The organism is Pseudomonas sp. SIMBA_067, assembly GCF_046534675.1.
Classification (GTDB): Bacteria; Pseudomonadota; Gammaproteobacteria; order Pseudomonadales; family Pseudomonadaceae; genus Aquipseudomonas; species Aquipseudomonas putida.
Map to the genome: position 1 here is coordinate 263,922 of NZ_JAWRYH010000005.1, position 26,153 is coordinate 290,074.

Annotated in this window: 29 protein-coding genes; 13 read left to right on the top strand and 16 right to left on the bottom strand. The window is 62.6% G+C overall.

The window, feature by feature from the left end; genetic code table 11:
• Position 1: 1 nt before the first annotated feature.
• The 3 genes from mlaD to SB765_RS13855 are packed head-to-tail and all read right to left on the bottom strand — an operon-like array spanning position 2 to position 2,093.
• A complete protein-coding gene (mlaD, locus tag SB765_RS13845) occupies positions 2 to 487 on the bottom strand; it encodes an outer membrane lipid asymmetry maintenance protein MlaD (protein WP_016501327.1) in 486 nt (161 codons plus the stop codon).
• Entirely contained in the window at positions 487 to 1,284 is a 798-nt protein-coding gene (gene mlaE / locus SB765_RS13850; RefSeq protein WP_016501328.1) for a lipid asymmetry maintenance ABC transporter permease subunit MlaE, read from the bottom strand. Before mlaE ends, mlaD begins: the two co-directional genes overlap by 1 nt.
• Positions 1,284 to 2,093, bottom strand: a complete 810-nt coding sequence (locus SB765_RS13855) for an ATP-binding cassette domain-containing protein (RefSeq protein ID WP_016501329.1) — start codon at positions 2,091 to 2,093, stop codon at positions 1,284 to 1,286. Before SB765_RS13855 ends, mlaE begins: the two co-directional genes overlap by 1 nt.
• Positions 2,094 to 2,341: 248 nt before the next feature.
• On the opposite strand from SB765_RS13855, the gene SB765_RS13860 reads away from it, so the two are divergent.
• From SB765_RS13860 to SB765_RS13915, 12 genes are all read left to right on the top strand, one after another.
• A complete protein-coding gene (locus SB765_RS13860) occupies positions 2,342 to 3,316 on the top strand; it encodes an SIS domain-containing protein (RefSeq protein ID WP_410931482.1) in 975 nt (324 codons plus the stop codon).
• Between the two features lie 11 nt (positions 3,317 to 3,327).
• Positions 3,328 to 3,852 (top strand): KdsC family phosphatase, encoded by a 525-nt coding sequence (locus SB765_RS13865; protein ID WP_016501331.1) that lies wholly within the window; start codon positions 3,328 to 3,330, stop codon positions 3,850 to 3,852.
• 8 nt (positions 3,853 to 3,860) lie between these two features.
• Positions 3,861 to 4,433, top strand: a complete 573-nt coding sequence (lptC, locus tag SB765_RS13870; RefSeq protein WP_410931483.1) for an LPS export ABC transporter periplasmic protein LptC — start codon at positions 3,861 to 3,863, stop codon at positions 4,431 to 4,433.
• On the top strand, positions 4,420 to 4,944 hold the full coding sequence (gene lptA, locus SB765_RS13875) for a lipopolysaccharide transport periplasmic protein LptA (RefSeq protein WP_016501333.1): 525 nt from the start codon (positions 4,420 to 4,422) through the stop codon (positions 4,942 to 4,944). Before lptC ends, lptA begins: the two co-directional genes overlap by 14 nt.
• Entirely contained in the window at positions 4,945 to 5,670 is a 726-nt protein-coding gene (gene lptB / locus SB765_RS13880; protein ID WP_016501334.1) for an LPS export ABC transporter ATP-binding protein, read from the top strand.
• 175 nt (positions 5,671 to 5,845) lie between these two features.
• Positions 5,846 to 7,339, top strand: coding sequence for an RNA polymerase factor sigma-54 (locus tag SB765_RS13885; RefSeq protein ID WP_041167860.1), 1,494 nt, complete (start codon positions 5,846 to 5,848; stop codon positions 7,337 to 7,339).
• Positions 7,340 to 7,418: 79 nt separating this feature from the next.
• Positions 7,419 to 7,727 carry a ribosome hibernation-promoting factor, HPF/YfiA family gene (gene hpf, locus SB765_RS13890; protein ID WP_016501336.1) on the top strand — a complete coding sequence of 103 codons (309 nt, stop codon included), beginning with the start codon at positions 7,419 to 7,421 and terminating at the stop codon, positions 7,725 to 7,727.
• Between the two features lie 12 nt (positions 7,728 to 7,739).
• Positions 7,740 to 8,204: a PTS IIA-like nitrogen regulatory protein PtsN gene (gene ptsN / locus SB765_RS13895; protein WP_341797657.1), complete on the top strand. Its 465-nt coding sequence runs from the start codon at positions 7,740 to 7,742 to the stop codon at positions 8,202 to 8,204.
• 2 nt (positions 8,205 to 8,206) lie between these two features.
• On the top strand, positions 8,207 to 9,061 hold the full coding sequence (gene rapZ / locus SB765_RS13900) for an RNase adapter RapZ (protein ID WP_016501338.1): 855 nt from the start codon (positions 8,207 to 8,209) through the stop codon (positions 9,059 to 9,061).
• Positions 9,062 to 9,080: 19 nt separating this feature from the next.
• On the top strand, positions 9,081 to 9,353 hold the full coding sequence (locus SB765_RS13905) for an HPr family phosphocarrier protein (protein WP_341797656.1): 273 nt from the start codon (positions 9,081 to 9,083) through the stop codon (positions 9,351 to 9,353).
• A gap of 88 nt (positions 9,354 to 9,441) precedes the next feature.
• The gene (locus tag SB765_RS13910; protein WP_341797655.1) at positions 9,442 to 9,813 is read left to right on the top strand and encodes a type II toxin-antitoxin system RelE/ParE family toxin; all 372 of its coding nucleotides are present in this window, start codon (positions 9,442 to 9,444) and stop codon (positions 9,811 to 9,813) included.
• On the top strand, positions 9,806 to 10,126 hold the full coding sequence (locus SB765_RS13915) for a helix-turn-helix domain-containing protein (RefSeq protein ID WP_341797654.1): 321 nt from the start codon (positions 9,806 to 9,808) through the stop codon (positions 10,124 to 10,126). Before SB765_RS13910 ends, SB765_RS13915 begins: the two co-directional genes overlap by 8 nt.
• A 36-nt stretch (positions 10,127 to 10,162) precedes the next feature.
• Here SB765_RS13915 and SB765_RS13920 read toward each other — a convergent pair whose 3' ends face one another.
• From SB765_RS13920 to pmbA, 6 genes are all read right to left on the bottom strand, one after another.
• Positions 10,163 to 11,056, bottom strand: a complete 894-nt coding sequence (locus SB765_RS13920) for a ZIP family metal transporter (RefSeq protein ID WP_410931484.1) — start codon at positions 11,054 to 11,056, stop codon at positions 10,163 to 10,165.
• Between the two features lie 11 nt (positions 11,057 to 11,067).
• A complete protein-coding gene (locus tag SB765_RS13925; RefSeq protein WP_016501340.1) occupies positions 11,068 to 11,679 on the bottom strand; it encodes a superoxide dismutase in 612 nt (203 codons plus the stop codon).
• Position 11,680: 1 nt separating this feature from the next.
• A complete protein-coding gene (locus SB765_RS13930) occupies positions 11,681 to 12,142 on the bottom strand; it encodes a hypothetical protein (RefSeq protein ID WP_016501341.1) in 462 nt (153 codons plus the stop codon).
• Positions 12,143 to 12,170: 28 nt separating this feature from the next.
• Entirely contained in the window at positions 12,171 to 13,547 is a 1,377-nt protein-coding gene (locus tag SB765_RS13935; protein WP_410910801.1) for a class II fumarate hydratase, read from the bottom strand.
• Positions 13,540 to 13,941, bottom strand: coding sequence for a FagA protein (locus tag SB765_RS13940; RefSeq protein ID WP_341797651.1), 402 nt, complete (start codon positions 13,939 to 13,941; stop codon positions 13,540 to 13,542). Before SB765_RS13940 ends, SB765_RS13935 begins: the two co-directional genes overlap by 8 nt.
• Positions 13,942 to 14,068: 127 nt before the next feature.
• On the bottom strand, positions 14,069 to 15,415 hold the full coding sequence (gene pmbA / locus SB765_RS13945) for a metalloprotease PmbA (RefSeq protein WP_063426389.1): 1,347 nt from the start codon (positions 15,413 to 15,415) through the stop codon (positions 14,069 to 14,071).
• 109 nt (positions 15,416 to 15,524) lie between these two features.
• Here pmbA and yjgA point away from each other — a divergent pair, with 109 nt between their 5' ends.
• Positions 15,525 to 16,043 carry a ribosome biogenesis factor YjgA gene (yjgA, locus tag SB765_RS13950; protein ID WP_027595596.1) on the top strand — a complete coding sequence of 173 codons (519 nt, stop codon included), beginning with the start codon at positions 15,525 to 15,527 and terminating at the stop codon, positions 16,041 to 16,043.
• A gap of 124 nt (positions 16,044 to 16,167) precedes the next feature.
• On the opposite strand, the gene tldD is transcribed toward yjgA, so the two are convergent.
• The 7 genes from tldD to mreC form a co-directional block, all read right to left on the bottom strand.
• Positions 16,168 to 17,607, bottom strand: a complete 1,440-nt coding sequence (gene tldD, locus SB765_RS13955) for a metalloprotease TldD (protein WP_341797650.1) — start codon at positions 17,605 to 17,607, stop codon at positions 16,168 to 16,170.
• Positions 17,608 to 17,609: 2 nt separating this feature from the next.
• A complete protein-coding gene (locus SB765_RS13960) occupies positions 17,610 to 18,461 on the bottom strand; it encodes a carbon-nitrogen hydrolase family protein (RefSeq protein WP_341797649.1) in 852 nt (283 codons plus the stop codon).
• 8 nt (positions 18,462 to 18,469) lie between these two features.
• Positions 18,470 to 22,291: a YhdP family protein gene (locus SB765_RS13965; RefSeq protein WP_410910800.1), complete on the bottom strand. Its 3,822-nt coding sequence runs from the start codon at positions 22,289 to 22,291 to the stop codon at positions 18,470 to 18,472.
• Positions 22,292 to 22,373: 82 nt separating this feature from the next.
• Positions 22,374 to 23,831 carry a ribonuclease G gene (rng, locus tag SB765_RS13970; protein WP_049275123.1) on the bottom strand — a complete coding sequence of 486 codons (1,458 nt, stop codon included), beginning with the start codon at positions 23,829 to 23,831 and terminating at the stop codon, positions 22,374 to 22,376.
• A gap of 54 nt (positions 23,832 to 23,885) precedes the next feature.
• Complete coding sequence (locus tag SB765_RS13975; protein WP_341797647.1) at positions 23,886 to 24,497, bottom strand: Maf family protein; 612 nt, start codon at positions 24,495 to 24,497, stop codon at positions 23,886 to 23,888.
• A 33-nt stretch (positions 24,498 to 24,530) separates the two neighbouring features.
• Positions 24,531 to 25,019 carry a rod shape-determining protein MreD gene (gene mreD / locus SB765_RS13980; protein WP_016485021.1) on the bottom strand — a complete coding sequence of 163 codons (489 nt, stop codon included), beginning with the start codon at positions 25,017 to 25,019 and terminating at the stop codon, positions 24,531 to 24,533.
• The gene (gene mreC, locus SB765_RS13985; RefSeq protein WP_410910854.1) at positions 25,019 to 26,053 is read right to left on the bottom strand and encodes a rod shape-determining protein MreC; all 1,035 of its coding nucleotides are present in this window, start codon (positions 26,051 to 26,053) and stop codon (positions 25,019 to 25,021) included. Before mreC ends, mreD begins: the two co-directional genes overlap by 1 nt.
• Positions 26,054 to 26,153: the final 100 nt, after the last annotated feature.

The following is a 26,153-nucleotide window of genomic DNA, read 5'->3' on the forward strand; positions in this document are numbered from 1 at the left end:
CTTAATTAGCCGGTTGCGCTTCTTTCGGTTCCTTGCCAACGGAGTTGAGCAGGAACTTGCCAATCAGATCTTCCAGCACCAGTGCCGACTGGGTGTCGTGGATGGTCGCGCCATCCTTGAGCACCTGGTCTTCACCGCCCACGCTGATGCCGATGTACTTCTCGCCAAGCAAACCGGCGGTCAGGATCGAGGCAGTGGAGTCGGTCGGCAGGTTGTCTACCGTCTTGTCCAGCTGCAACGTTACCCGACCGGTGTAGGAATCGCGGTCCAGATCGATGGCGGTGACCTTGCCGATGGTCACACCGGCCATGGTCACTTTAGCTCTGACCGTCAAACCGGCGATATTGTCGAAGTAGGCATAAACTTTATAGGTATCGCTGCTCGGGCTGGCCGACAGCCCGCTGACACGCAGGGCCAGCAGCAGCAGCGCCAGGATCCCGGCCAGGAGGAACAGGCCGACACCGATTTCCAGGGTGCGGTTTTGCATCAGAAATCTCCAAACATCAAGGCGGTCAGAATAAAGTCCAGACCCAGCACTGCCAACGAGGCATAGACCACGGTCTTGGTGGTGGCACGGCTGATCCCTTCTGAGGTGGGCTCACAGTCGTACCCCTGGAATACGGCGATCCAGGTTGTGACGAAGGCGAACACCAGGCTCTTGACCAGCCCGTTGAGCACGTCGTCAGTGAACGAAACACTGTTCTGCATGTTGGCCCAGAACGAGCCCTCGTAGACGCCCAGCCAGTCCACGGCTACCCACGAGCCACCCCAGATGCCTACCACGCTGAAGATCAGCGCCAGCAGCGGCAGCGAGATGAAGCCGGCCCACAGGCGCGGCGCGACGATGTACTTGAGCGGGTCGACGCCGATCATTTCCAGGCTCGACAGCTGCTCGGTGGACTTCATGTTGCCGATTTCGGCGGTCAGCGCAGAACCTGCACGGCCGGCAAACAGCAACGCCGTCACCACCGGGCCGAGCTCCCGCAGCAGGGTCAGGGCGACCATCTGCCCCACCGCCTGCTCCGAACCGTACTTGGTCAGGATGCTGTAGCCCTGCAGCGCCAGCACCATACCGATGAACACACCGGACACGACCACGATTGCCAGCGACAGCACGCCTACCGAATACAGCTGCTTGGTCAGCAACTGGAAGCCGCCGCCGATGCCGCCACGGCCGACCAGCGCATGGAACAGGAACAGGCACGAACGCCCCAGCACGGCCAGCACGTCGATGGCCGAACGCCCCAGCAGGCGTACACGTTCGAGTAAGGATTTTTTGCGCATCAACGCGCTCCCAACAGGTCGGCGCGGTAGTCAGGCGCAGGAAAGTGGAAGGGTACCGGGCCGTCCGGGTCGCCCTTCATGAACTGGCGAATCCGTGGGTTGTCGGAGCCCATCAGCTCGTCAGGGGTGCCCTGCCCCAGCACCTGGCCGTCGCCTACCACATAGATGTAGTCGGCGATGCTGGCGGTTTCCGCCAGGTCGTGGGAGACGACGATGCTGGTGATGCCCAAGGCATCGTTGAGCAGGCGGATCAGGCGCACCAGTACGCCCATGGCAATGGGGTCCTGGCCGACGAACGGTTCGTCGTACATGAGGATCTGCGGGTCCAGGGCAATTGCCCGTGCCAGCGCCACACGGCGCTTCATGCCACCGGACAACTCGTCGGGCATGAGGTCGATGGCACCGCGCAGGCCCACGGCCTGCAGCTTCATCAGCACGATGTCGCGGATCATTTCTTCCGACAGCTGGGTGTGCACGCGCAGCGGGAACGCGACGTTCTCGAACACATCAAGGTCGGTGAACAGTGCACCACTCTGGAACAGCACGCCCATCTGCTTGCGGGCATCGAACAGGTCGCTGCGCGACAGGGTCGGCAGGTTCTGCCCGGCAACCCATACCTCACCGCTGGAGGGGCGCAGCTGCGCGCCCATCAGGCGGAGCAACGTGGTCTTGCCGCAACCCGATGGCCCCATGATGCCGGTGACCTTGCCGCGCGGGATGCGAATGTCGACGTTGCTGAAAATGCTGCGCGAACCGCGTTTGAAGGTAACCCCCTTCAACTCGACCGCGTAGGCGCTATCCACACTCATCTAGACTCCTTGCTAGTGCAGCCTCGTCCTAGTGGACGCCAGCCTCCATCAGGAAGGCACAAGCGCCCCTGCCAGGCCGAATAGCGGCGAACTATAGCACCGCTGACGCCACCGCCCCAAGGCCAGGCAAGCAGTCGTTCAGCCCTGTGACAGGCTTTGATGACATTCGCTACAGCAATCGAAGGGGTGAGGGTTTTCATCATTGCGCGTATAATCGCTGCCTTTTCATCAGGCATTGCTTTCTCGACATGAGCCAATCCAGCGAGCTGATCCAATCCGCCCAACGCACCCTGCGCCTGGAACTCGAGGCCGTAGAGGCCCTGTTGGCGCGCATCGACGACAATTTCGTCAAAGCCTGCGAACTGATCCTGGCCAGCAAGGGCCGGGTGGTCGTGGTCGGCATGGGCAAGTCCGGGCATATCGGCAACAAGATCGCCGCCACCCTGGCCAGCACCGGTACGCCGGCGTTTTTCGTGCACCCGGCTGAAGCCAGCCATGGCGACATGGGCATGATAACCCGCGATGATGTCATCCTTGCCCTGTCGAATTCCGGTAGCACTGCCGAAATCGTCACCCTGCTGCCGCTGATCAAGCGCCTGGGCATCAAGCTGGTCAGCCTGACCGGCAACCCCGATTCGCCCCTGGCCCAGGCGGCCGAGATCAACCTCGACGCCCGCGTAGAGCAAGAGGCCTGCCCACTTAACCTGGCACCCACCTCTTCCACCACCGCATCGCTGGTGCTGGGCGACTGCCTGGCCATCGCCCTGCTCGAAGCCCGCGGCTTCACGGCAGAAGACTTTGCCTTCTCGCACCCGGGCGGTGCACTGGGCCGCCGCCTGTTGCTCAAGGTCGAGAACGTGATGCACAGCGGCGACGAGCTGCCCCAGGTAGCCCGCGGCACCCTGCTCAAGGATGCGCTGCTTGAAATGTCCCGCAAAGGTCTGGGCATGACCGTGATCGTCGAAGCCGACGGCACGCTGGCCGGGATCTTCACCGACGGCGACCTGCGCCGCAGCCTGGACCGCAACATCGACGTACACACCACCCTGATCGACCAGGTGATGACCGTGCACGGCAAGACGGCCCGCGCCGAAATGCTCGCTGCCGAAGCCCTGAAGATCATGGAAGACCACAAGATCGGCGCACTGGTGGTGGTGGACCGCGAGGACCGCCCGACCGGCGCCCTGAACATGCACGACCTGCTGCGCGCCGGTGTAATGTGAGGAGTGATGGAATGAACCAGGATCTCATGCAACGCGGCAAAACCATCAAACTGGCAGTGTTCGATGTGGACGGCGTGCTCACCGACGGGCGCCTGTACTTCCTCGAAGACGGCAGCGAGTTCAAGACCTTCAACACCCTCGACGGCCAGGGCATCAAGATGCTCATGGCCTCGGGCGTGACCACCGCGATCATCAGCGGGCGTAAAACGCCTGTGGTCGAACGCCGGGCGAAAAACCTCGGCATCCCGCACCTGTACCAGGGCCGCGAGGACAAATTGGTCGTGCTTGACGGCCTGCTCGCCGAACTGGGCCTAAGCTATGATCAAGTGGCCTACCTGGGCGACGACCTGCCCGACCTGCCGGTCATTCGCCGGGTAGCATTGGGCATGGCCGTGGCCAACGCTGCTCCGTTTGTTCGCCAGCACGCCCACGGCGTGACCCAGGCACGCGGCGGCGAAGGCGCAGCCCGTGAATTCTGCGAACTGATCATGCAGGCCCAGGGCACCCTGGACGCTGCCAACGCCAATTACCTGTAAGGCTGCCCATGTTCAGCAAGAAAGCCCGCAATATTGCGCTGCTAGCAGTGATCACCGCCCTGCTGGCGGCGGTCGGCTACTGGAACGTCAGCCCGGAAAGCTTCCTCGACAAGCCGGTGGCCCAGGTCGACGAAAGCGCCATCGACTACTATGCGATCAACGCCCACAGCGTGCAGTTTCTGCCTGATGGCAAGCTGCAGTACGAAATGACTGCCGACAAGGTCGAGCACCTCAAGGCCAGCGAAATCACGTTGCTGACCACGCCGGACCTGCACCTGTACCGCGGCACCGAATACCCGTGGCACGTGCAGAGCACCCGCGCCGAGGTCAACCCGGACGGCACCGAGGTCGAACTGATCGACAAGGTCCGGATTGCGCGCATCGACGAAAAGCAGCGTGAAACCATCATTACCAGCTCACGCATGACCGTGTTCCCGCAGAAGCAATATGCGCAGACCGAGCAAGCCGTTAGAATCGACGGCGCCGGTGGCACAACTACGGGCAAAGGAATGAAAGCGTATTTGAAAGAAAGCAGGATGGACCTGCTCTCTAACGTAAGAGGACAGTATGAGGCTCGTTAAAACCCTCCCCCTTTTGCTCAGCCTGAGCGCAGCACTGGGAAGCGCGAGCGCCTTCGCACTGCCGAATGACCGTGATCAGCCGATCCGCATCCAGGCCGACCAGGCCCACCTGGATGACAAGCAAGGCGTAGCCACCTACACCGGCGACGTGGTCATTACCCAGGGCTCGATGATGATCAAAGGCAACACCGTGACCATCACCCGCTCCGCTTCCGGCGACATCGATGTGGTGACCTCGGTGGGCAACCTGGCCTACTTCGAGCAGCAGCAGAGCGCGGCCAAGCCAGACAAGATGAAAGGCTGGGGCGTGACCATCCAGTATCAGGCGCTGAAAGACCTGGTGATCCTCACCGACCGCGCCAAGGTCGAGAACGAAGGCAACACCACCGAAGGCGAGAAGATCGTCTACAACACCCAGACCCAGGTGGCGACCGCCGGTCGCGGTGGCAACGTGACTACACCGCGTCAGCGCATCGACATGGTGATCCAGCCCAAGAAGAAGGCCGAGTAAATGGCAACCCTCAAAGCCCAGCACCTGGCCAAGAGCTACAAGGGGCGGCAGGTCGTACGCGATGTCAGCCTGTCGATCGACAGCGGCCAGATCGTCGGCCTGCTCGGCCCCAACGGCGCCGGCAAGACCACCTGCTTCTACATGATTGTCGGGCTGGTCCAGGCCGAGCAGGGGCGCGTGCTCATCGATAACCTCGATGTCAGCCACCAGCCCATGCACGGCCGCGCCCGTGCTGGCATCGGCTACCTGCCGCAGGAAGCCTCGATCTTCCGCAAGCTGTCGGTGGCCGACAACATCATGGCCATCCTCGAGACCCGCAAGGACATCGACCGCGACGGCCGGCGCAAGGAACTGGAAAGCCTGCTGCAGGAGTTCCACATCAGCCACATCCGCGACAACCTCGGCATGAGCCTCTCTGGTGGTGAACGCCGTCGCGTCGAGATTGCCCGCGCCCTGGCGACCGCACCCAAGTTCATCTTGCTGGACGAACCATTCGCCGGTGTCGACCCGATCTCGGTCGGCGACATCAAGCAGATCATCCACCACCTCAAGGCCAAGGGCATCGGTGTGCTGATCACCGACCACAACGTGCGCGAGACCCTGGATATCTGCGAAACCGCCTATATCGTCAATGATGGCCGACTGATCGCCGAAGGCGACGCCGAAACCATCCTGGCCAACGACCTGGTCAAAGAGGTTTACCTGGGCCACGAGTTCCGTCTCTGACCCCGGCACGCGCCTGGAGCACCGGAAAATAGCCGCACAACTGCGGGTAAAGTTGTTACGGTGCTCTAGGCAAACGCTACAATTTAAGGCATAAAACTTGCTTGATCTGGCGCCCCGGCGCCCTCGTGTAGTGGATGGCGCATGCGCGCCGGCGAACAAGGTACAAGCCCCTGCCATGAAACCATCGCTCGTCCTAAAAATGGGCCAGCAACTGACGATGACACCGCAGTTGCAACAGGCCATCCGTCTGCTCCAGCTTTCCACCCTGGACCTGCAACAGGAAATCCAGGAAGCGCTGGAGTCGAACCCGATGCTCGAACGTCAGGAAGACGGCGAGGACTTCGACAACAGCGACCCGATGGCGGACAACGCCGAGAACAAGCCGACAGCCGAAGCCCAGGACAACAGCTTCCAGGAAAGCACCATCAGTGCCGACAACCTGGAAGACGGTGAATGGAGCGAGCGCATTCCCAACGAGCTTCCAGTCGATACCGCATGGGAAGACATCTACCAGACCAGCGCCAGCAGCCTGCCGAGCAACGATGACGACGAGTGGGACTTCACCACCCGCACATCGGCCGGCGAAAGCCTGCAAAGCCACCTGCTGTGGCAACTGAACCTGGCGCCGATGTCCGACACCGACCGCCTGATCGCCGTTACCCTCATCGACAGCATCAACGGCCAGGGCTACCTGGAAGACACCCTCGAAGAAATCTGCGCCGGTTTCGACCCTGAGCTGGACATCGAGCTGGACGAAGTCGAGGCGGTACTGCACCGTATCCAACAGTTCGAACCGGCAGGTGTCGGCGCCCGCAATCTGGGCGAATGCCTGCTGCTGCAACTGCGCCAGCTACCTGCCAATACCCCGTGGATGACCGAAGCCAAGCGCCTGGTCACCGATTTCATCGACCTGCTCGGCAGCCGCGACTACAGCCAGCTGATGCGGCGCATGAAAATCAAGGAAGACGAGCTTCGCCAGGTCATCGAACTGGTACAAAGCCTCAACCCGCGCCCTGGTTCGCAGATCGAGTCCAGCGAACCCGAGTACGTGGTGCCCGACGTCATCGTGCGCAAAGATACCGACCGTTGGCTGGTGGAGCTGAACCAGGAAGCCATACCGCGCCTGCGGGTGAACCCGCAATACGCCGGTTTCGTGCGCCGCGCCGACACCAGCGCCGACAACACCTTCATGCGCAACCAGTTGCAGGAAGCGCGCTGGTTCATCAAGAGCCTGCAAAGCCGTAACGAAACCCTGATGAAGGTTGCCACGCAGATCGTCGAGCACCAGCGGGGTTTCCTCGACCACGGCGACGAAGCGATGAAGCCGCTGGTGCTGCATGACATTGCCGAAGCGGTGGGGATGCACGAGTCGACCATTTCGCGGGTTACCACGCAAAAGTACATGCACACACCGCGTGGCATCTACGAACTGAAATACTTTTTCTCCAGCCACGTCAGCACCTCCGAAGGCGGAGAATGCTCGTCCACGGCGATTCGCGCGATCATCAAGAAACTGGTTGCGGCGGAAAATCAGAAAAAGCCATTGAGTGACAGCAAGATCGCTGGTTTACTGGAGGCACAAGGCATCCAGGTAGCCCGTCGCACCGTCGCCAAGTACCGCGAGTCCCTCGGCATCGCACCGTCGAGCGAGCGCAAGCGACTGATGTAGCCCCTGAGATGAGCCACAGCGTTTGTGGGGCAGGTGCGAGACCTGCCTCTTTATGCACGGGCAACAAAGGAGAAGCTGTATGCAAGTCAATATCAGTGGACAGCATGTAGAAGTCACCCCACCGCTGCGTGATTATGTGGAGCAGAAGCTCAAACGCGTAGCGAGTCACTTCGACAAGATCACCAACGTGCAGGTCATCATGAAAGTCGAGAAGCTGCAGCAGAAGGTCGAAGCGACCCTGCAGATTCCTGGCGGTGAAGTGGTTGCCAATGCCGAAGACCAAGACATGTATGCAGCAATCGACGCCTTGGCCGACAAGCTCGACCGCCAACTGAAAAAACACAAGGAAAAACAGCAAAGCCTGCTGCAAGGTGCAGCTGCACGCTGATCCCCCTCATCCATGATCCGACTTGAAACCATCCTGACCCCCGGCCGTTCACTCGTGAACGTGCCGGGCGGCAGTAAGAAGCGCGCCCTGGAAAAGGTCGCCACCGTCATCGCCGACCAAGTGCCAGAACTGGAGATGCAAGACGTCTTCGAAAAACTGGTCGCCCGGGAAAAACTCGGCTCGACCGGTTTCGGCAATGGCATCGCCATCCCCCACTGCCGGCTTGAAGGCTGTTCCGCCCCGGTCAGTGCCTTGCTGCATCTGCAAGCTCCAATCGATTACGACGCCATCGATGGCGCGCCCGTGGACCTGCTGTTCGTCCTGCTGGTGCCTGAAGCCGCTACCGATGCCCATCTGGAACTGCTGCGCCAGATTGCCAGCATGCTCGATCGCAAGGAGGTTCGTGATCGCTTGCGTGCCGCCAGCAGTAACGAGGCCCTGTTCCAGGTTGTCCTGGACGTACAGAACGAGCACTGAACATGCGCCTGATCATTGTCAGCGGCCGCTCCGGCTCCGGCAAGAGCACCGCCCTCGATGTACTGGAAGACAACGGTTTCTACTGCATTGACAACCTGCCCGCCGGGCTGCTGCCGGAGCTGGCGGAAGAGGCTCTGATCAACACCGAACTGCTACAGCCGAAGGTTGCCGTGTCGATCGACGCGCGTAACCTGCCCAGCCACCTGACGCGCTTCCCCGAATTGCTCGAAGAAGCCCGTGCGCGAAACATCCAGTGTGATGTGCTGTTCCTGGATGCCGACGAAGACATGCTGCTCAAGCGCTTCTCGGAAACCCGCCGACGCCACCCACTGACCAATGCCAACCGCTCGCTGGCCGAAGCAATTCGGGTCGAGAGTGAGCTTCTGGGCCCGATCGCCGACCTGGCCGACCTGAAGATCGACACCACCAACCTGAATCTGTATCAGCTGCGTGATTCGATCAAGCTGCGCCTGCTCAACCAACCCGAGCCCGGCACCGCGTTCCTGGTCGAGTCGTTCGGTTTCAAGCGTGGCATGCCGGTCGATGCAGACCTGGTGTTCGATGTGCGCTGCCTGCCAAACCCTTACTGGAAGCCCGAGCTGCGCGAGCACTCCGGCCTCGACCAACCGGTAATCGACTATCTGGCCGCACAGCCGGATGTCGAAGACATGTTCAGCGACATTTCCAGCTATCTGCTCAAGTGGCTGCCCCGCTTCGCCGCCAGCAACCGTGCCTACGTCACCATTGCCATCGGCTGCACCGGCGGCCACCACCGCTCGGTGTACATCACTGAGCGCCTTGGCCAGTTGCTGCAGCAATCCCTGAAAAACGTCCAGGTCCGCCACCGCGACCTCTAGCCCAAGGATCCGCCCCACGATGCCCGCCCGCGAAATCACCATCATCAACAAGCTGGGCCTGCATGCCCGGGCGGCAGCCAAGTTCGTCGGCGTGGCAGGCCGCTTCCCCTGCCAGGTGCGGGTTGGCCGTACGCCGGACAAGCTGGTGGACGGCAAGAGCATCATGGCGGTGATGATGCTGGCGGCCGGCAAAGGCACCCAGGTGCACCTGCACACCGAAGGCGAGCAGGACAACGACGCCATGGATGCGCTGGTCGAGCTGATCAACAACTTCTTCGACGAAGGCGAATAGCCCTCCCGCAACATCTCCTGCCAATTATCAGGATGCAATCGGCCGTGGTTGTCTTTATACCTATATGGGTATAGATTGTGGCCATGCAATGGATGCATTAAAACGAATCAGGGCGCTGTATTGGGTTGGCAGCAGCAAGAAAGACCTTCAGGCACTTCCTGAAGATGTACAGGACATCTTCGGCTTTGCACTGCACTTGGCGCAGGAAGGCGGCAAGCATCAGCAAACCAAATGCCTCAAGGGATTCTCAGGCGCGGGGGTGCTGGAAATCATGGAGGATCACAACCGGAACACCTACCGGGCGGTCTACACCGTGAGCTTTGGCTCGGCTATTTATGTCCTGCATTGCTTTCAGAAGAAGTCCGTCTCCGGCATCAAGACTTCCAGTCACGACATCGCCTTGATCAGGTCTCGTCTGAAGCTGGCCGAGGCACACTCAAGAGGAGAAATAAATGACTGAGATCGAAGCAGGCAGTGGGAACGTCTATGCCGACCTCAACGGTGCCGACGCCAATGAAATGCTGGTAAAGGCACAGCTTGCCAGCAAGATCTGCAGCATCATCAAGGCTCGGCACCTCACCCAGTTGGAAGCCGCAGCGGTACTTGGATTACCCCAACCCAAAGTATCTGAAATGATGCGGGGCAAGTTTCGCGGCATCAGTGAGACCAAGATGATCGATTGCCTGGCGCGACTGGGGCGCGATATCCAGATTGTGGTCAAGCCAGCCCCTCGCTCCCGTCGCGAAGGGCGGGTTGAAGTCATTATCACCTGAGTGCCGCCTGCATGGAGCAGGCGCACCCAAGCTTGCTCACGACAATGCTGTATCCATCACCATCATCAGGCAGAAGCCAATACACAGCCCCAGGCTGGCCAGACGATGATGGCCGTTACTGCGCGATTCCGGGATGATCTCCTGGGTCACCACCAGCAGCATTGCCCCCGCCGCGCAGGCCAGGCCCAGCGGCAGCAGCAGTTCGGCGATGTTCACCAGCCAGGCGCAGATCACCGCAGCCACCGGCTCGACCAGGCCTGACGCTGCGCCTATCAATAAGGCTTTGAAGCGCGACATGCCCGCCCCGGCCAGCACCAGCGCAATTACCAGCCCCTCAGGCACATCCTGCAAGGCAATGCCCATGGCCAGGCTGTCGGCGTCGGCCATGCCACCACCGGCGGACACACCGATGGCCATGCCTTCGGGAATGTTGTGCGCGATGATGGCGATGACAAACAGCCAGATGCGCGCAGCAATCACCGGCTGGTTGTCGGTGCCGACCAGCGCTTCTGGTGAGGCGCCAGACACTTTGAGGTCAACCAGAAACAGGCACAGCGCACCGAACAGCAAGCCAAAGCTGATCAGGCCACCCGCCCCCCAAGGGCTGAAACCGATGGACTGGGCCGCGCCCAGACCCGGAATGATCAGGGAAAACGCGGTGGCTGCCAGCATCACGCCAGCGCCGAAGCCCAGCAGGGTGTCAGCCAGCGCCACTGGCATGTTGCGAATGACCAGTACCGGTACCGCCCCCAACGCCGTCCCCAGTGCGCACAATGCGCCGCCCTCCAGGGCGCGCAACATCCGTGGTTCCAGGTCCAGCCAGGCAAGGCCACGCGCTACCAACAGCGCGGTGCCCGCCAGCAAAAGCAAAGTCCCAAGCGCCAGGCGAAACAGGCGCACACTGCTGACAGACATCACTTCAGAGCGCATACCGGTCCGACTCACTTCAGGGCTTCAACGTAACGACGTTCCACTTCCGCCCAGTCAATGACGTTGTAGAAAGCACCGATGTATTCCGGGCGACGGTTCTGGTACTTCAGGTAGTAGGCATGCTCCCACACGTCCAGGCCGAGGATCGGCGTATTGCCGTGCATCAGCGGGCTGTCCTGGTTACCGCTGCTTTCCACCACCAGGGTTTTCTGCGGGGTCACGCTGAGCCAGGCCCAGCCGCTGCCGAAGCGGGTCAGCGCCGCTTTGGTGAAGGCATCCTTGAAGGCATCGAAACCGCCCAGTTGCGAGGAGATGGCTTGTACCAGCTGGCCCTGTGGCTCACCGCCGCCCTGCGGCGACATCACAGTCCAGAACAGGCTGTGGTTGGCGTGGCCGCCGCCATGGTTGGTTACCGCAGCGCGCAGGTTTTCTGGCAGCTGCTTGACCGCACCGACCAGTTTTTCCACCGGCCATTCGGCCCACTCAGTGCCTTCGATGGCGGCATTGAGGCCGTTGACGTAGGTCTGATGGTGCTTGCTGTGGTGGATCTCCATGGTCTGGGCGTCGATGTGCGGCTCCAGCGCATCGTAGGCGTAAGGCAAAGCAGGCAAGGTATGGGGCATGTCAGTGAATTCCGTAGGCATGGGTTCCAGGCGCCACGTCCGGCTGGGCAGCGAGTTCGCTGGCCCCGGCATTGTGGCGGTTGAGCAGGCGCTCGGTTCGCGGGTACTGGCCGTACTCGGCGATGAAATTCAGCAGTTCGGTGTAGGTTCGCCCACTGTGGCGCAGGGCTGCGTCACGCAGCGGCTGGGGCAATCGCGCCTCCTGGCTGGCGTGCAGCAGCCGCTGGTGGGCGGCGCACAAGTAGTCGGCGCTCTCGTGCGGCTGATTCAGGCGCACGTGCAGGTCGGCCAGGTTGTGGTGGGCGATGACGAACACGGCCACCGCTTCGTCGACGTCATGCCAGCGCTCGAACAGCACCTGGGCCAGCGCCAGGGCTTGCAGGTAGTGTTCCCGGGCGTCGACCAGCTCGCCTTGTTCGAACAGGCGGTTGGCGGTTTCCGTGGTGCGTTTCCAGTGCTGCATGGGTTGTCTCCTGGGCGGTGACGCAGGGTCAGATACCGCCGGCGGTGAGTTTTTCCGGGTCCAGCAGCGCTTCAAGCTGGTCACGTGACAGGTCGGTGTGCTCCAGCGCCACATCGATGACCGGGCGACCCTGCTTGTAGGCGGTCTTGGCAATTTCGGCAGCCTTGAGGTAACCGATGATCGGGTTCAGCGCAGTGACCAGGATCGGGTTGCGCGCCAGGGCTTCCTTGAGCTTGGCCTCGTTGACCTTGAAGCTGGCGATGGCCTTGTCGGCCAGCAAACGGCTGACGTTGGCCATCAGCTCGATGCTCTCCAGCAAGTTGCGGGCGATCACCGGCAGCATCACGTTCAGCTCGAAGTTGCCGGACTGGCCAGCTACAGCGATGGTCGCGTCATTACCGATCACCTGGGCGGCAACCATGGCGGTGGCCTCCGGGATCACGGGGTTGACCTTGCCTGGCATGATCGAAGAACCCGGCTGCAAGCCTTGCAGCTCGATTTCGCCCAGGCCGGCCAGTGGGCCGGAGTTCATCCAGCGCAGGTCGTTGGCGATCTTCATCAGTGCCACGGCGGTGGTCTTCAGCTGGCCAGACAGCGCCACGGCGGTGTCCTGCGAGCCGATCAGGGCGAACAGGTTCTGCCCTGGGGTGAACCGGACCTGGGTCAGGCCGCTGAGCTGTCGGGCGAAACCGGCAGCGAACAGAGGGTGGGCGTTGATGCCCGTACCCACGGCGGTGCCGCCCTGGGCGAGCGCCTGCAAGCTCGGCAGGGTCGCTTCGATGTGCCCCTTGGCAGCGTTGATCTGTGCCGCCCAGCCATCCAGCACCTGGCTCATGCGCACCGGCATGGCGTCCATCAAGTGGGTACGGCCCGTTTTCACATACTGATGCACTTGCGCCGACTTGGTCTCGATCACCTGTACCAGGTGGCTCAGGGCCGGCAGCAACTGTTCGTGCAAGGCCAGCGCAGCGCTGACATGAATGGTGGTGGGGATGATGTCGTTGCTGCTCTGGCCACAGTTGACGTGGTCATTGGCGTTGACAGCGTCACCCAGCACGCGGCTTGCCAAGGTGGCAATCACCTCGTTGGCGTTCATGTTCGAGCTGGTGCCGGAGCCGGTCTGGAACACATCCACCGGGAAGTGCTGGATGAAGTCTTCCGCCAGCAGTTGCTCGACAGCCTTGACGATGGCGTGGCCCTGCGCTGCAGACAGTTGCTCCAGCTCCACGTTGGCCTTGGCGGCAGCAGCTTTGGCCAGCAACAAGGCACGAATGAACTGGGCCGGCATGCGCAGACCACTGACCGGGAAGTTGTCGACCGCGCGCTGGGTCTGGGCACCATACAGGGCCTGGGCCGGCACCTGCAGCTCACCCATGCTGTCACGCTCGATACGGGTATCACTCATCATCAAATCCTTGCATCAGTTCATCGGGAGAAATCGACGGCAGCAGACGGCAATTGGCCAACTGCAGGGCATAGGGCTGCCAGCGCTGGTTCTGTTCCTGGCGGTCGAGGTTGCGCATGTCCAGCAGTGGGCGCCAGGCCTGGTCCAGGCACAGGCAGCGCCAATGCCAGGGCAGCATGCGGTCGCAGGCGGTATCCAGCAGCAGGCGGAAAGAGGTGAGTGCCACCGTCCATGGCGAGGTCTCGGTGCAGCACACCAGATAGCGGCCTTCGGCAAGGTAATGCTCGATCAGGCGCGGCTCGTCGGGCTCGAGCGCACAGCGGATGCGCCGGCTGAGCCAGCGCCAGTTTTCCAGGTAGGGCAGTTCGCGGAGGACGGGTTTCATGAACATCATCGCCGGGTTACTGGATAATGATATTCATTATTAAGTGATAAACAGAATCACTTCAAGAAAAAGGTGATGAAAAAAACCCGGCGCAGGGGCCGGGTCTTCATTTTATCTGAGCAGTACAGGTTAATGATCAGCTACCAGCAACAGTCATCCGTTCGATCAGAACCGAGCCCGTATGGATGTTGCTGCGGGTTTCCAGATCGCTACCAATCGCGACAATCTGCTGGAACATATCCTTCATATTGCCGGCAATGGTCACTTCCTGAACCGCATGCTGAATCTCGCCATTCTCGACCCAGAAGCCAGCCGCACCACGGGAGTAATCCCCCGTCACCATATTCAGCCCATGCCCCATCAACTCGGTCACCAGCAGCCCGCGCCCCATACGGCGGATCAATGCGGCCTGGTCTTCCACACCGTGAGTGACGAACAGGTTATGCACGCCACCGGAGTTGGCCGTGCTAGGCAAGCCCAGCTTGCGCCCGGAATAGGTGCCCAGCAGGTACGACACCAGCTCGCCTTTGTCGACGAACGGCTTGGCATAGGTAGCCAGGCCATCACCGTCGAATGCCGCGCTACCCAGTGCCCGTGGGATATGGGGGCGCTCGTCAAGGGTAAGCCAGGAGGGGAACAGGCGTTGCCCAATGGTGCCTTCAAGGAACGACGACTTGCGGTAAAGGTTGCCGCCGGAAATGGCCGAGAGGAAACTGCCGAACAGGCCACCGGCCAGCTCGGCGGAGAACAGCACCGGCACCTCGCAGGTCGGTACCGGGCGTGCGCCCAAACGGCTGGCTGCGCGCTGGGCAGCGCGGGCGCCGATACTGCGCGGGTCGGCCAGCAGGTTGCCCTGGCGGTTCACGTCGTACCAGTAGTCACGCTGCATCTGCCCGTCGCCTTCAGCGATCATCACGCAGCTCAGGCTGTGCCGGGTCGAAGCATAACTGCCGATGAAGCCATGGCTGTTGCCATACACCCGGCAGCCCTGGTGGGTATTGAGTGTGGTGCCATCGGCATTGAGAATGCGCGGGTCTTCATCGAACGCCGCAGCCTCGCAGGCCAAGGCCATTTCGATGGCCTTTTCAGGCTCCATGGCCCAGTCGTGATAGAGGTCCAGATCCGGGATTTCACGGGCCATCAGCGCCGCGTCGGCCAGGCCTGAGCATTCGTCCTCGGAGGTATGCTTGGCAATGGCCAACGCTGCGGCGACGGTCTCGCGGATCGCGTCCGGGCCACTGGCCGAGGTGCTGGCCGAGCCTTTGCGCTGGCCAACATAAAGGGTGATACCAAAGCCTTGGTCGCGGTTGAACTCGACCGTTTCAACCTCACGCTGGCGTACCGTGGTGGACAGGCCCTGCTCCAGCGACACCGCCACTTCGCAGGCGCTGGCCCCCTGGCGGCGCGCCTCGGCAATGATCGCCTCGACCTGCTCCTGCAATGCTGGCAGGTCTTTCGGACCTACGCTCTGGACTGCACTCATGGTTCTCTCCACTAAAATTCTGCGTACGGCTTGGGGTCATTCTACGACCGGGCCGGACAAGCGGCCCCCGACTGGTTATCATGGCGACGATTTCTAGCGGACTGCCACCATGGTTGATTCAAACGACGCCTACGACGGCGAAAAAAGCAAAACCCAGATCAAGCGCGAACTGCATGAGCTGGTTGAACTCGGCGAGCGCCTCACTACGCTCAAGGCCGACACTCTGGCGCGTCTGCCGTTGACCGACGAGCTACGCAAGGCCCTGGCCGAGGCTTCCAAGCACACCGCTCACGGTGCCCGCAAACGCCACATGTCGTTTGTCGGCAAGCTGATGCGCGTGCAGGACCTGGATGCCATCCACGCCTTGCTTGAGCAGATGGACAGCTCGACCCGCCAGTACAACGAGCGCTTCCACGGCCTGGAGCGCTGGCGCGACCGGCTCATCGACGGTAATGACGAAGACCTCGAGCGTTTCGTCAACGAATACCCCGATACCGATCGCCAGCAACTACGCTCGCTGATCCGACATGCCCAGCACGAAAAAGCGCGTAACAAGCCGCCTGCTGCTGCGCGCAAGGTGTTCAAGTACATCCGCGACCTCGACGAGCTGCAGCGCGGCTTGCGCTGACGGATCACCCAGGGACCCTGTGGGAGCGGGCTTGCCCCGCGAACACCGGCAAAGCCGGTGCCAGCCACCACCGTTTGGCCTGCTTCGCGGAGCAAGCCCGCTCCCACAAGAGCCCCCTGGGCCATCAAGCGCCTGTACCGCCTACGGTAATCGCGTCCAGCTTCAAAGTCGGCTGCCCTACTCCTACGGGTACCGACTGCCCGTCCTTGCCGCACGTCCCTACCCCGCTGTCCAGCGCCAGGTCGTTCCCGACCATCGACACCCGGCTCATCGCCTCCGGGCCATTGCCAATCAGGGTCGCACCCTTGACCGGCGCGGTAATCTTGCCGTCTTCGATCAGGTAGGCCTCACTGGTCGAGAACACGAACTTGCCGCTGGTGATGTCCACCTGGCCACCGCCCAGGTTGGCGCAATAGATACCCTTCTTCACCGACGCGATGATTTCCTGCGGGTCGCTTTCGCCTGCACGCATGTAGGTGTTGGTCATGCGGGGCATCGGCAGGTGCGCGTAGGACTCCCGGCGACCGTTGCCGGTCAACGCCATGCCCATCAGGCGCGCGTTGAGCTTGTCCTGCATGTAACCCTTGAGCACACCGTTCTCGATCAGCGTGGTGCATTCGGTCGGAGTGCCTTCGTCATCCACGCTCAGTGAGCCACGGCGGCCCTCGAGCGTGCCATCGTCAACGATGGTGCACAGGCTCGATGCCACCTTCTCGCCAATGCGGCCGCTGAACGCCGAACTGCCTTTGCGGTTGAAGTCACCCTCCAGGCCATGGCCTACAGCCTCGTGCAGCAACACGCCCGACCAGCCCGAGCCCAGTACAACCGGCAAGGTGCCTGCAGGTGCCGGGATCGCCTCAAGGTTTACCAGCGCCTGGCGCAATGCCTCGCGGGCATAGCCCATTACCCGTTCTTCGGTGAAGAAACGGTAGTCGGTACGCCCGCCACCGCCCTGCCCGCCGCGCTCGCGACGGCCATTCTGTTCGACGATGACGCTGACGTTGAAGCGCACCAGTGGGCGCACGTCGGCGGCCAGGCTGCCATCGGCCGCAGCGATCAGGATGCGCTCCCAGACCCCGGCCATGCTCACGCTGACTTGCTGGATGCGCGGGTCCAGGGCGCGGGTGGCGACATCGACACGCTTGAGCAGCTCGACCTTTTCGGCACGGCTGAGTACATCCAGCGGGTTGTCTGCGGCATACAGGGCGGCCACTTCCTGACTGCGGAAAGCCTGGACCTTGCCGTTTTGCCCGGCACGTGAAATCGAACGGGCGGCGCGCGCCGCCGAGGTCAATGCCTCGAGGTTGATCGCATTGCTGTAGGCGAAGCCGGTCTTTTCACCGGACTGGGCACGTACGCCCACGCCCTGGTCCAGGTTGAAGCTGCCCTCTTTGACGATGCCGTCTTCCAGCGCCCAGGTTTCCGAGATCTGACCCTGGAAATACAGGTCGGCGGCGTCGATGCCGGGGCCGGCCAACTCACCCAGTACGCTCTGCAGGCTGTCCAGGGTCAAGCCGCCTGGGGCCAGGAGCTGCTCACTGACGGTGGATAACATCTGGCTCATAGTCACTCCGAGGTGTGCGCAGGCCGCAACGCGCCCTGCGAGAAAAAGCGCCGGTGCGATACCACCGGCATGCGCGCCCGGATGGACGCTTGTTCTTCAATGTCGCGCTCGGCAAGCAGTACTGCTTCGCCTTGCGCCTGTTGTGCGACGATGCGCCCCCAAGGGTCGACGATCGCCGCATGGCCATGGGTTTCCCGAGGGCCTGGATGGGTGCCGCCCTGCGCCGCAGCCAGCAGGTAGCACTGGGTTTCGATTGCGCGGGCGCGTACCAGCACCTCCCAATGTGCCGCCCCTGTCACGGCTGTAAAGGCCGCTGGGGCAGTGATCAGTTCCGCGCCGGCAGCACGCAGTGCGCTGTACAGCTCAGGAAAGCGCAAGTCGTAGCACACACTCAGCCCCAACCGCCCAACCGGCGTGTCAGCCACCACCACCTGGGCGCCATGGGCGTAGTCATCCGACTCACGGTACCGACCGCGGTTGTCGGCAACGTCCACGTCGAACAGGTGCAGCTTGTCATAGCGTGCCGCCACCTCGCCGTGTTCGTCGATCAGCAGCGAGCAGGCATGCGCCTTGGCCTCGGGCTGGCCGACCGGAGGCAAGGGCAAGGTACCGGCCACAACCCATAACTTGAGGTCGCGGGCGGTGCGTTTCAACCATGGGAGGATCGGCCCTTCCCCCAATGCTTCGGCGCGGCCGATGGCAGCGGCGTCCTTGCGGCCCATGGCGGCGAAGTTTTCCGGCAGCACCGCCAGCCGTGCGCCGCCAGATGCGGCCTGCTCCAACAGGGCACCGGCACGTTGCAGGTTGGCCAGCACATCATCCTGGCTGACCATCTGGATTACCGCTGCCTTCATGGGCACTCCTAGCGGGTTTTCTCGAAAGGTTTCACAAATGTGATTCTAGGCTCTTTCCACGGCCCTTCGACACGGTAGTGCACGCTGGCAAAGCGCGACACGCGGTCACCGATCAACCGGTCGACCAGGAACAGCGCGCCGCCTACGGCTGGCGCACCGATAATCAGTGCCGCCAGCGGCAGGTTGTTGGTCACCGGCAGGCTCACTTGCAGGTTGGCATCGACCCGGTCGCGCACCATGTCCAGGGTGCCCTCCAGCTCAAAGTTGCTCGACGGGCCAGTGACACTGATCGGCTCGCGGGTGACATAGACACCATTACTGGCCACGAGCAGGCCTTTGACCCGGTCATAGGCGAGGCCCTTTTCGAACAGGTCGGAGAAGTCCAGGCGCAGGCGCCGGCCAATGGAGTTGAAGTTGAGCAGGCCGAACACGCGCAGTGCCTGTGCACTGCCTTCGACTTCGACGAACTGGCCGGTGCGCAGCGCCGCGTCCATGCTGCCAGAGAAGCGCTTCAGGCCCACCGCAGCGGGCGAACCCGGCCAGCGGCCGTCCACATCCAGGCGGAAGTCACGGCTGGTCACAGTCGGAGCGAAGCCCCAGGCCTTGAGCACATCGGCCAGGTTCTTGCCGTCCAGGCGCCCTTTGTACCAGCTGCTGGTGCTGCCCTGCTGACCCTCCCAGCCGCCACCGCCGTCGATGCGCAGCCCTTTGAAGTCGAGGTCGATATCGCTGGCGGTCACGCCCCGCGCTGTCGGTCGCAATTTGATCGCCGCGCTGCCGAACAGGTCGTCGCCGCGGTAAAGCTTGTCGATGCTCAAGTCCAGCGCCGGTACCTTGCGCGGGTCGAACGAGGCCAACGGGTCCGGGCCCTCTTCGGCCTGAGCCTGGGCAGGGTCGGCAGCGGGCAGGCGCAGGGTCTGCATACGCACGACCATTGGCGCACCCTTGGCATCCGGCACACGGGCGTTGCCAATCACTTCCTTGCTGTCCAGGCGCAGGTCCCAGGCCGGGCCGCCACGGGCCATACGCACCACGGCCTGGTTCAGGTCCATGCCGAAGGCTTTCAGCTGGCCGATGCTCAGGTCGACACTTTGCAGGTTCTGTCGCGCGCTGCCACCTGGGTCGTCACCGGCAAGCCGGGCCGCCTGTTCTTGCCAGGGCGCCAGGTCCAGCGACTCCAGGCGCCCGCGTACCCGCAAACCCTGGCCAGCCGGGAGTTGGGCGTCACCAGTGCCCAACAGCAATTCACCACGCCCCTGCATGAGCTTGTCGGCCGGTGCGGCGTAGGCAAAGCGTGCAAGGTCGGTGTAAGCGGCATCGAACCGCCGCTCCTGGCCTTGCAGGCTCATGCTGAAACGGCTGTCGCGGGTGTCTGCTGCGGCTTTGCCGAAGGGCGCCGGCAGGTCGATGGCCAAGCCCTTCAGGTTCGAATTGACGCTCAGCCGGTTGTCCCGGCTACCCAGGCTGAGTTGCAACTGGTAAGGCAGGTCACCGGACGCTGGCAAAGCCTGTTTGAACTGCAGCCAGTCGGTCAGTGCCTTGAGCGATACCTGGCCATTGGCGTCGATGCGCGTCTGCATCTGCCCCGGCTGGCCTTCGGCAGTAATTTGCGCCGTCACCGGCTTGCCGAACGCCTGCAGGCTGATGCCCTTGCCACTCAGGCCTTTGTCAAAATCGAAGCTGAAATCACCCTTCAAGCGGCTCAACTCCAGGCTCGGCGGGGCAACTTTCAGGCGCGCATCGCTGGTGGCGAAATCCACCTGCACTTTCGGCCGTTCCCCACGAGCCAGCGGGATGTCGAGCTTGACCTTGCCCTTCAACGGCCCTTCGCCCTCCCAGCCGGCGAAGATCTCGCCCGTGCCGATCGGCGCTTCCTTGAGTATTTTCAGGCCATCGCCCAGGCTGCCGTCGAAGTCGCCATCCAGGTACAGGCGACTGTGCTGCTCACCCTCGACATGCGGGATATCAACGCTGACATCGCTCACCTTGGTGTCGAGCAACAGGCCACGCTGGGCCTTGATGCGCACACCGCTGTCCTCGATGAACACATCGCCATCTACGTGCTGAACCTGCGGCCAGCCAGGCTGGAAGTCCAGCGCCGCGTCCCGCACCTTGAAAAACAGGCTGATGCTGCGGGCTTGCGGTGCGGCGCCATGATTCAGCGAGCCCTGGTACTGGAAGTAGCCCTCATCCACCGTGCCTTTGACGATGGCGCTGCGCAGCCATTCGTCGAGGGCCGGGCTGAGCACCTCGGGCAGGTACTTGGCGGTGTAGCGGCCATCGCCCTCGGTGAGGCCGACACGCAGGTCCATGTAGTCCTCGCGGCCTTCTTCGAACAACAGGCGAATAAGGAAGTCACCAGCAATCTTGCCCTCCTCGCCCAACACCTTGAGGTAAGGCGCAACCAGGGTGAAGCCTTCCTTGTCCAGCGCCCAGGTGAGGCGCGCGTTGGCTTTCTGGTAGTGCCAGGGTTTAGCGAAGATCGGGTACAGGTGCAGCATGAATGCATCGGTATCCAGGCGCAGTTCACCATGCCCCAGGTCGCCGCTGATGCTGCCGCTGACGTTACCGGCAGCCGGGGCACCGTGATAGGCATCGAAACCGACCTTCTCCAGGTTGGCGTCGAATTGCAGGCGCTGGTCACCCTCGGCCTTGGGCCGGGCCTCCAGCCGTACATTGCGCAACGCGCCGGTTACCTTGAGGCCATCGACTACGGCCATGACATTGTCAGGCAGCGGTGCCAGGGCTTCGATCAGCGGGGTAAGGGGCGTAAGGTGCAGCCGGTCAGCCTGCAGCTTCCAGCTTTCATCAGCAGCGCTCTGGCCGGGACGCTGCTGCAACTGCAGGTGCGACTCCCAACGGGTCTTGCCGATGTCCATGGCCAGGGAGTCGACCACTACATCAAAGCCTTGGGCCTGGCGCTGGAACCAGGCGCCCACAGCCAGGTTGTTCAGTGTCGCGGACTTGCGCCCGGCATAACCGCCCTGCAGCTCGGGTGCATTGAGCCGCACCACTGCCTGCTGCAATTGCCCTTCGCGCCAGTCGACCCACAACTCGCCGCCCGCTCGCAGCGCCTCGGCATGCCACTGGCCCAGCAGGCGTGGGGGCAACCATCGCGCCCAGTCACTTTGCGGCAGGCTCAGGTAGGCATCTACCTGGGCGTCACGCCAGGCCTTTGCCGACGCACGGCTACGCAGGTTCAGCGCCAGGGGCTGGCCATCGGGCAGGGTCGCACTCAAGTCCAGGGCCTGGCGCGAAGCACCCGCCTGCAGGCCGGCGCTCACATACGTCAGGGTGAGCGGGTCTCGCTGCCACGGGTGCAAGGTGACCTGGCTGTTGAACACATCAATGCGGCCCAGCTGGCGCAGGCGCTGCAGCAGTTCGGCGGGGTCAAGCGGCGCATCGTCCTTCTTCGGCAGGCCTTCAAGGTCCCAGGCCCCCTGCTCGTTCTCACGCAGGATCAGTTGCAGGCCACCCAACTGTATACGCGCCAGGCGCACTTCGCGGGCACTGAGGCTGGCCCAGACATCGGGCACAACCTTGACGTCGTCCAGGCGCAGCGCCGTCGCGCCTTCACCCAGTTGCAGGTCACGCACACGCAGCACCGGTGCCAGGCCGCTCCAGCGCCCCTCAAGGGCACCGACATGCACCGGCAGCCCCAGCGCCTGCTCGGCTTTGCGTTCCACATCGGCACGGTATTCGGCCACCAGCGGTACCAGCTCGCGGCCGAGGCTGACATACAACGCCACCAATACCGCCAGCAGGGCGCAAAAGCCCAGCCCCCAGCGGGTCAAGGCGACAAGAACGCGGGTCAGACGTCCCATGGCCATGGCCCTCCAAGTCGTTTATCCATGATGGCCGGTAGTGGCGGTTTTGCCAGCCCGACCATCCAGTGGCGCGTTCGAGAAGACCTCAGAGCAGCACCACGTCGTATTGTTCCTGCGAATACATCGACTCGACCTGGAAGCGAATGGTTCGACCGATGAACGCCTCCAGCTCTGCCACGTTGCCCGATTCTTCATCCAGCAGGCGGTCGACCACCTTCTGGTTGGCCAGCACACGGTAGCCCTCGGCCTGATAGGCACGTGCCTCGCGCAGGATCTCGCGGAAGATTTCGTAGCAGATGGTCTCGGGGGTTTTCAGCTTGCCGCGGCCCTGACAGGCCAGGCACGGCTCGCACAGCACCTGCTCCAGGCTTTCACGGGTGCGCTTGCGGGTCATCTGCACCAGCCCCAGCTCGGTGATGCCGATGATGTTGGTCTTCGCGTGATCCCGTTCCAGCTGTTTTTCCAGTGTGCGCAGCACCTGGCGCTGGTGTTCTTCATCTTCCATGTCGATGAAGTCGATGATGATGATGCCGCCGATATTGCGCAGGCGCAGTTGCCGGGCGATGGCGGTGGCAGCCTCCAGGTTGGTCTTGAAGATGGTCTCTTCAAGGTTGCGATGGCCGACGAATGCACCGGTATTCACATCAATGGTGGTCATCGCTTCGGCCGGGTCGACCACCAGGTAGCCACCGGACTTGAGCGGCACCTTGCGCTCGAGGGCGCGCTGGATTTCGTCTTCGACACCGTACAGGTCAAAGATTGGCCGTTCGCCCGGGTAGTGTTCGAGGCGGTCGGCGATTTCCGGCATCAGTTCACCGACGAACTGCGTGGTCTTCTGGAACGTTTCACGCGAGTCGATGCGGATCTTCTCGATCTTCGGGTTGACCAGGTCACGCAGGGTACGCAGGGCCAGGCCCAGATCCTCGTAGATGACCATCGGCGCGCCGCAGGTCTTGATCTGGGCGCCGATCTGCTCCCACAGGCGGCGCAGGTAGCGGATGTCCTGCAAGATCTCTTCGGCACGAGCGCCTTCGGCGGCGGTGCGCAGGATGAAACCACCGGCATCCTTGATGTTTTCGCTTTCCATGCAGTTGCTGACCACCTGCTTGAGGCGGTCTCGCTCGGCTTCGTCTTCGATCTTCAGCGAAATGCCGACATGGCTGCTGCGCGGCATGTACACCAGGTAGCGGGAAGGGATCGACAGCTGGGTGGTCAGGCGTGCGCCCTTGGTGCCAATCGGGTCCTTGGTCACCTGCACCACAAGGGCCTGGCCTTCGTGCACCAGCGCCGTGATGGTCTCGACCGCCGAGCCTTCACGCTGAGAAATTTCCGACGCATGGATGAACGCAGCGCGCTCCAGGCCGATGTCGACGAAGGCCGCCTGCATGCCTGGCAGCACACGCACCACCTTGCCCTTGTAGATATTGCCGACGATGCCACGGCGCTGGGTGCGCTCGACGTGCACTTCCTGCAGTACCCCGTTTTCCACCACCGCCACGCGTGACTCCATCGGGGTGATGTTGATCAGGATCTCTTCACTCATGGCCGGCTCTCGTCAAAGGTCTTTTGTAATGATGGATGGCGTATGCCGTGCTGGCTACTGCGGGTTTGTTACCTCTGGCGTATGCACGGGCGATTGCCAACAGGCGATACCAAACGTGCCAAGCAACTCGGCCGTCTCACTGAGGGGCAGGCCTACCACGGCCGAATAACTGCCGGACAGACCGGTGACGAACACTGCGCCCAGGCCCTGGATGGCGTAGCCACCGGCCTTGTCCACAGGCTCGCCGCTGGCCCAGTAGCGTTGTGCTTCATCGGCGCTGATCGCCCGGAAGCGCACCTTGCTGGTGACGCACAGGCTTTGCGTATGCAGGCCGTCGCTGAGAGCAACCGCAGTCAATACCTGGTGCTCGCGGCCCGACAGGCCAGCCAGCATGGCCATGGCATCTTCGCGGTTTTCCGGTTTGCCCAGAATACGACCATCGAGCACCACGGCAGTGTCCGCCCCCAGCACCACAGCCGGGCCCTCGACACGGGCCAGACCAGCCGCAGCCTTGGCCCGAGCCAGGCGCTCAACGTAGGCCGGGGCGCTTTCGTCAGGCAGCGGGGATTCATCGATGGGTGCACTGACAACGGTGAAAGGCACACCGATCTGGGTCAGCAGTTCACGACGACGGGGAGAGCCAGAGGCCAGGTATAACGGGTTCATGCAGACATCTCCCTGTCAGTTGCGGCATCGCCGTCAGTTGATATGCAAGCGTCGGCGCAGGTCGCGCAGGGCGAAACTGATCCATGGCCAAAGCAAGGCACTGATGACCGCCGACCAGACCAGCGCCAGGGTAGGCAACCGGTTGCCGGTCAGGGCGCTGAGCCATAGCTGGATGAGCTGGGCGATGCCGAAAATGACCAGGATCACCAGGCTCTGCTGCCACATGGGGAACATGCGCAAGCGCTGCTGCAGGGACAACACCAGGAAGGTGATGAGGGTGAGGATCAACGCGTTCTGGCCCAGCAGGGTGCCGTACAACACGTCCTCGGCAAGGCCCAGCACGAACGCCGTGGTCATGCCGACCTTGCCCGGCACCGCCAGGGTCCAGAATGACACCAGCAAAGCCAGCCACATGGGCCGGAACACTTCCATGAACTGCGGCATGGGCGAGACGCTGAGCAGCAGGCCGATGGCGAAAGTCAGCCAGATGACCCAGCCGTTGTTGCGGCGCGAAGCAGCCATCATTGTCTCCGGGTGTGAGCGGGTGCGGCAGGCGCTGCGGCAGGCGTGGCAGGGTTAGCCGCCGGGGCTGCAGGCTGTACGGCCGGTGCTGTCGGCGCTGCGGGTGTGACTGGGGTTACAGGCGTAGTGCTGGCAGGTGTGCCCTGCTCGCCCGTACCCGCCGGTTGGCCGGGGACCGTGGTGCCCTTGCGGTCAGCCTCTTCCTGGGCGATGGCAGCATCAGTGGCGCGCTGCTCCGGGGTACGCCGGTCGCTGAACACCAGCAGCATGTAACGGCTGCGATTGAGCGCGGCGGTGGGGATGGCGCGCACGATGGCGAACGGCTGCCCGGAATCGTGGATCACCTCGTTGACCGTCGCCACCGGGTAGCCAGCCGGGAAGCGCTGGCCCATGCCGGAGCTGACCAGCAGGTCGCCTTCCTTGACGTCGGCGGTATCGGCCACGTGACGCAGTTCAAGGCGCTCCGGGTTGCCGGTGCCACTGGCAATGGCGCGCAGGCCGTTGCGGTTGACCTGCACCGGAATGCTATGGGTGGTATCGGTCAGCAACAGTACCCGCGAGGTGTAGGGCATCAGCTCGACCACCTGGCCCATCAGACCGCGCGCATCGAGCACCGGCTGACCAAGGAACACACCATCACGCTCGCCCTTGTTGATCAGGATGCGGTGGGTGAACGGGTTGGGGTCGACACCGATCAGCTCGGCCACTTCGACCTTTTCGTTGACCAGCGCCGAAGAGTTCAGCAACTCGCGCAGGCGCACGTTCTGCTCTGTCAGGGCTGCCAGTTTCTGCAGACGCCCCTGCAACAGCAGGGCTTCGGTCTTGAGCTTTTCGTTTTCGGCGATCAGTTCAGTGCGGCTGCCGAACTGGCCGGCCACGCCTTGCCACGCACGTTGCGGCAGGTCGGTGATCCAGTACGACTCCATCAGCACCATGCCCATCTGGCTGCGCACGGGTTTGAGCACGTCAAAGCGCGCGTCGACAACCATCAACGCGACCGACATCACCACCAGAACGAGCAGGCGAACGCCCAGCGAAGGGCCCTTGGAGAAAAGCGGTTTAATGGGCCGTTCCTCGTGGACGACTCAGGAGGTCATTGGACATGGAACTACGCACCAGCCTGGTTGCGGGTTG